Annotated in this window: 3 protein-coding genes; 1 reads left to right on the top strand and 2 read right to left on the bottom strand. The window is 66.1% G+C overall.

The features are described 5' to 3' along the window. Positions 1-505: 505 nt before the first annotated feature. The gene (gene istB, locus AB0A95_RS34565; protein ID WP_357559969.1) at positions 506-1,294 is read right to left on the bottom strand and encodes an IS21-like element helper ATPase IstB; all 789 of its coding nucleotides are present in this window, start codon (positions 1,292-1,294) and stop codon (positions 506-508) included. Further along, complete coding sequence (gene istA / locus AB0A95_RS34560; protein WP_357559968.1) at positions 1,294-2,523, bottom strand: IS21 family transposase; 1,230 nt, start codon at positions 2,521-2,523, stop codon at positions 1,294-1,296. The genes istB and istA overlap by 1 nt, the downstream gene beginning before the upstream one ends. A 6-nt stretch (positions 2,524-2,529) precedes the next feature. Between istA and AB0A95_RS34555 the strand changes: the two genes are divergently transcribed. Then, entirely contained in the window at positions 2,530-5,892 is a 3,363-nt protein-coding gene (locus AB0A95_RS34555; protein ID WP_357559967.1) for an AAA family ATPase, read from the top strand. Positions 5,893-6,110: the final 218 nt, after the last annotated feature.

Here is a 6,110-nt window from a genome sequence, read left to right as displayed (position 1 = left end):
CGATCGTGACCTGGATCGAACGGACCTACCACCGCCGCCGACGCCAGCGGTCGCTGTCCCGGTTGACCCCCGTTGAATTCGAGACCATCATGCACTCACCGGCCAGTCAGGCCGCGTGACTACACCTGTCACCTGCCGGTGCAGCAGACCCGATGGCCGGGTGGGGCGGGCATCAGGGGAGTACCGTCGCGAGTCCGGTGCCCTGCTGGGCGCGATCGCCGTTGGCCTGGCTATCAACATCCTGACGGCGCGCGCGGACAGCTGGCGAGGACCGTGGCGCTTTGTCCTTGACTACGCCTACCTGTGGCTCCCACTCTGCGTTGTCCTGTGGCTCGGCTGGCGGTACTTCCAACACCGTCGGACAGCGGTCACGTGGCGTGGCGCAGAAAGCCCCTACCCCGGCCTCGCGCCGTTTACGGCGGAGCGCGCGGGTGTCTGTCAACGCCGCTTCAATCGTGACCACTGTGGTCCGGCTGAAACTGGACCACTCCGGTTTGGTTGATCTTTAGTCGCTGGTCTTGTTGGCTGCGGGAACGCGGCCGAGGTCGCGGTCCTTGAGCCGGTAGCTGTCGCCCTTCATCGAGATGACCTCGGCGTGGTGGACGAGGCGGTCGATCATGGCTGCGGCCACCACGTCGTCGCCGAAGACCTCACCCCATCGACCGAAGGGCTTGTTCGACGTGACGATGAGCGAGGCTCGTTCGTAGCGGTTAGAGACCAGCTGGAAGAACAGGTTCGCGGCTTCGGCTTCGAAGGGGATGTAGCCGACCTCGTCGACGATCAGCAGCGGGATCCGGCCGAGTTTGACCAGTTCGTCCTGCAAGCGGCCGGCGTGGTGGGCATCAGCGAGGCGGGACACCCATTGGGCTGCGGTGGCGAACGCGACCCGGTGCCCAGCCTGGCAGGCCCGGATTCCCAGTCCGATGGACAGGTGAGTTTTGCCGGTGCCGGGCGGGCCCAGGAAGACGACGTTCTCCTTTGACGCCACGAAGTCGAGGGTGCCGAGGTGGGCAATCGTCTCCCGCTTCAACGACCGCTGGTGCTCGAAGTCGAACTCTTCCAGACTCTTGCGGGCCGGGAACCTCGCGGCCCGGATACGGCCCTCACCGCCGTGGGCCTCCCGGGCAGCCACTTCGCGTTGCAGGCAAGCGGCGAGGAACTCCTCATGCGTCCACGACTCCGCCCGCGCCCGCTCCGCCAGACGTTCCACTGACGCAGCCAAGGAAGGTGCCTTCAGGGCGCGGGTGAGAAACGCGATCTCGGAGGAGACGTTGCGGCTGGTCTTGGTCGCCATCACGCGGCCGCCTCGACGTCGAGGCCAAACATCCGGTCGTAATCGCTGAGCCGTCGGTGCTCGACCTCAGCGGTGACCGCCGCCGCCGGCACCTGCCGGGCGGCCATGCGCAGGTCAGCGGCGGCCTGCCGGTGAACCGGATCGGTGATGCTCTGATGCTTCGCCCAGCACCGGTCATGGCGGGCGACGAGACGGTCCTCGCAGAACACCTGCACCCGATCGGCGTCAGCGACGATGTCTACTCGTCGGCCCACCACTGCCGGGTGCACCGAGTAGTCGTTGCCGTCCAAGCGAACGTAATGATCCCGGGGCAGGCGGGTGGTCTGCCGCCAACCGACCACCGGCGCGACCGGCGGCAGCGACAGCATCGCCGCCCGATCGGCCTCCCAGCGGTCCACCGGTCGGCAGCCCAGCATCCGATGCTGGCGGCTGTTCGCCCGCACCAGCCACTCGGACAGCTGGGTGTTGAAGTCCTGCGGCGAGCCGAACCGGCGCCCGGGCAGGAACGACGTCTCCAGATAGCCATTGGCCCGCTCGACCAGGCCCTTGGCTTCCGGGTCCGCCGGCCGGCACTGGATCACCTTGATGCCGAGAGTGCCGCGGAAGGCGTTCATCGCCTCGGTCAACTGCGGCCGACCGGCCCGCCACTGCCCGACCGCGGATTCGTTGTCCCACACCAACGCCTTGGGCGTCCGGTCCCAGCCGGAGATCAGCGTCCAATGCCCACCCAGCAGATCCGCCGACTGCCGCGACGGAATCATCGTCGCCGTCAGCCACCGCGAATACCCCGACACCATCACCAACACCGGCGGCCGACCAGCCTGCCCGAACCCCAACGACACGTCCGCCGGCGGAAACCACAGATCACACTGCGCCAGCTCACCCGGCAGATACTCCGTCCGCTGAGCCGGATCCGGACGGCGGAACAACGGCCGCAGCTGCTGCACCCGATCACAGAACACCGTCTTGCCCCGAGTCCACCCGACCCGTTCCATGATCACCGTCGAGGGCATCTCCGGGAACTCCGCCAACAACACCCGGATCTGCGGCTCGACCCCATCCACGATCGAACCCTTCGCCGCCCGCCGATACCGCGGCGGCTCATCACTGGCCAAGGCCTTCTTCACGGTGTTGCGAGACATCCTCAACCGCCGTGCGATGGCCTGAATCGCCATACCCTCCGACCGCCGCAGCCGCCGGATCTCCGCCCAGTCCTCTACGCTCAGCACCTCCCGATGCTTCAGGAGGTGGTCCCGATTCAGCCGGAACCACGTGGTCAGTTTTCAGGCGGAGCCGACAGTGTCTTCTTTGGGCGCGATCGCGAAGCAAGGGACGTACTAAACCGACTAGAGCGCTCCGGGCCGACGCCAGCAACCCGGATCGTCGCCATCGTCGGACCCTCGGGAGTGGGCAAATCTTCGCTGATCCGCGCGGGTGTCCTCGCTCGACTACCACGGCGTTGGGCCGTGGTGGGTCCGCTACGTCCGGCCGCCGACCCGTTTATGAGCCTCGCCGCGGCTCTAGCGGATGGCCCAAAGGCTGTACTGGAGACGGCGCGACTGCTGCGCGAAGAAGCAGCCTCTCCGGAAGCCCCACTCCAGGTTGTGCCAAGCTTCCTCGCCGCCGCCCGCGGCCCTGTACTGCTCGTTATCGACCAAGCCGAAGACCTGTACACGATGACCGGCGAGCACGACCGGGCCCAATGGTGGACCCTGCTGACCCGAACGCTGACCGTGCTGCCGGAACTGCGCCTGCTGGTGGCGATCCGGCCCGAGTTCCGCCGCCGGCTCACCGATCAGCAGGCCGGCTTCATCACCCGACCTGTGGCCATCGGTCTCCTGGATCCGCCCCGCATCCGACAGGCCATCGCGGGGCCCGCCAGGGCCGCCGGACTCACGTTCGAGGACGACCTCATCGACCGCATGACCGCCGACGCCACGGTCGGTGACGCGCTTCCCCTGCTCAGCCACCTGCTGCAACGCCTGCACCTGCAGTCCCATCGCCAACACATCACGGTGGCCCAATACGAACAGGCCGGGGAGGTGGGCGGCGCCATCGCAGCTCATGCCGAGCAGATCTACGAAAACCTCACCCAGCGGTACCCCGAACACGCCGTCGACTCTGCTCTGCTGCGCGGCATCACTATGGAAGGTAAGGAAACCGTACGAAGGACGATCCGACGATCCGACCTCGACACCACCGCAGCTCGCATCCTTGAGGAGTTCAGGGCAGCCCGTCTGATCACCGATGTCGAGGACGGCACCTGCCTTGAATTGACCCACGACGCCCTGTTCCGCCAGTGGCGACGACTCGCCTTTCTGATCAGCGCCAACGAGGAGCGCCTGCACCGCATCACCAGGCTCGAGCACCGCGCGGCAGCATGGCAAGCGGACCCACACACAGACGACCTCTTGCGCGGCCGAACGCTCACCGATGCCCTCGCGCTCGCAGCCGAGGCACCCCTCTCCACTGCAGCCCGACGCCTGCTCGACTCCTCCCAAGAGTTCGATCACCAGGACCGCATCCGACAATCCGAGCGGATCGCCGAGCTGGCACAACAGGTGCGCCGGCAGGACCCCGAACTGGCCGTGGCACTTGCCCACACCGCGCTACACGAGTTGCCACCCACCCCGGCAGCGACGATGACGCGCTGGGCCCTGACCGCCACCTCGCGAACACGGCACCTCACTGTCGGGCACACCACCGGCATCACCTCCGCAGTCTGGTTGCCCGACAGCCAGGGCCTGCGCACCGCCGACAAGACGGGGCGCGTCTGCACCTGGGACGACGCCGATCGCCTTGCCGAGGTTGCCTTTGCCGCTGAACCGGGAGCGAGGGGGCAAACCATTTTGAGTGCCAGCGGGGCCCTCGCCCTCACCGAGCACGATCGAGGCGCCATGCTGTGGCGCGTCGCAGACGGCCGCAACCTGGGCACCCGGAGGGGGAGCCTTCCAGCATCGTTTGACTCATTCTCGTGGCACGGCGATGTCTGCTTTGCAGGACAGTTCGATTACCGAACCGTCGACGTCTACCGCTTGAACGATGACGTCCCGCAGCTTGTCACCAGCATCGCCGCCACGCACGTTCGCGCCACAGCATGGTCTCCCCAGGGTGACCGGCTGGCCATCGCCTCCAACGACCTGCTGCTCGTCGTCAGCATCGGCGAGCACACGCCGGAGGTCCTGCGACAACAGGTAGCGTGGGCGCGCCCGGTGTTGTGCTGGGCATCTGACGGAATCCGGCTCGCCGTCTCAGCCGACCCGGCATTCACAATGCGTCGCACCGACTTCTTCGCGCCGAAGGCCCGCACGCTGTGGATCTACAACACCGACACCGGCCGAGCCGCCGAAAGCGCACCACCCGGCATGACCGAAACCATGGCATGGTCACCCGTCGAGGACGTCATCGCTTGCTCCGTGCGTCGAACACGCCACCGTGACCGCGTGGCGCTGATCGACGTCGGCACCGGCCGCACAGTTGAGCGGCGGGCACGCCCCCACCAAATCAGCGTGATCGCATGGTCCTCCGATGGCAAACGAATAGGCTTAGGAACCTCACTTCACGACGTCGAGATTTGGGACGTTACCGGCCGAAGCTTCCATCGCCTGCCTACCGGAAGCCTGCAGAAAATCTCCTGGTCTCCGGACCTCAGACGAGCCGCTGTAAAAAGGATCGGAAGGATGCCGGAGATCATCGAAGCGGACAGGGTAGCACCGCCGCTGCGACTCGGAGACGACGATTGCCTGTCAATCGCGTTCTCGCCAATAGGCGACCTGGTCGCAACCGCCAGACAGGAACAGGTCACCCTGTGGGACGCGCGATCCGGTGGGCTCCGGGTGCAGTGGGGCGCTCACCCGCGACAAATCCCGAAACGCAAACCGACATCGACGCCGCTCCCATGGGTTTACGGACTCGCCTGGTCCGGCGACGGCTCCCGTCTGGCCGTCCATACGCACTGCTTCTTCGATAGAACCGCACCCACCCTCTCGGTCTGGGACGTGGCCAAACCGCAGCGTCTAGCAGTTCTCGACGGAGGCGAAGACAGCACCGGGACGATTGCCTGGTCCCCGGACTCAAGCCTCATAGCTGCAGTCGCCCGCGAACATAACGTGAGCTTATGGCGAGGAGACGACTACACCCTCGTCCGCCAATGGCGAACCGAAGGGGCCGAAAAGGTAGCAGCCCTGGCCTGGTCGGATGACTCCACAAGACTCGCCGCCGCCGTCGGCAACCACGTCGAGATCTGGGCCGTAGCGCAGAAGCAAGTCACCTCACGCTGTCTTGGCCACACGGGCAACGTCAAACACCTCACCTGGGGAACCGGCGGGCACCGCCTCGCGACCATCAGCGATGACCGCATGCTCTACATCTGGAGCGCTCAAGACGGGCGGCCCCTTGCCGCACTTGACATACCTCGTGGAAGAGTGCGCAGTCTGTCTTGGCGAGGCAGCGTCATCGTCACCTACGACGACGGCACGATCATGAGCTGGGACGTCTGCAATGGCCCGGGGCAGGTTTTGACTGAAGACGGTGAGCCGCGTGCACTAAGCGCTGAAGAACGCGAACGGTACGGCTTGCCGCCAACGCTAACCAGCTGAAAGTTTACCAGCGTGCAGAGCGGCTCTCGTGGTGCCCGCCGATGTCCCACAGAGCGGCGGCGGCCGCAATCCAGCTTTATGGCTGCACGCTTACGCAATGTTATGGCGGTCAGACTTGAACCAGCCCTAGGTTCTGTCTCGTAGATCTTGGTGGTCGGGGACGGCGCGTAGCCAGTCAAGGGTTTCGACCAGGTCGAGGGTGGCCTGGAAGTGGGTAG

It is taken from the genome of Micromonospora sp. NPDC049230 (assembly GCF_040647875.1).
Taxonomy (GTDB): domain Bacteria; phylum Actinomycetota; class Actinomycetes; order Mycobacteriales; family Micromonosporaceae; genus Micromonospora.
This window is presented reverse-complemented; position numbering and strand designations above follow the sequence as displayed.

Bases quoted from the DNA above. Each gene is read 5' to 3' on its own strand.
- istB (WP_357559969.1), bottom strand. From the start codon at position 1,294: ATGGCGACCAAGACCAGCCGCAACGTCTCCTCCGAGATCGCGTTTCTC.
- AB0A95_RS34555 (WP_357559967.1), top strand. From the start codon at position 2,530: ATGCTTCAGGAGGTGGTCCCGATTCAGCCGGAACCACGTGGTCAGTTT.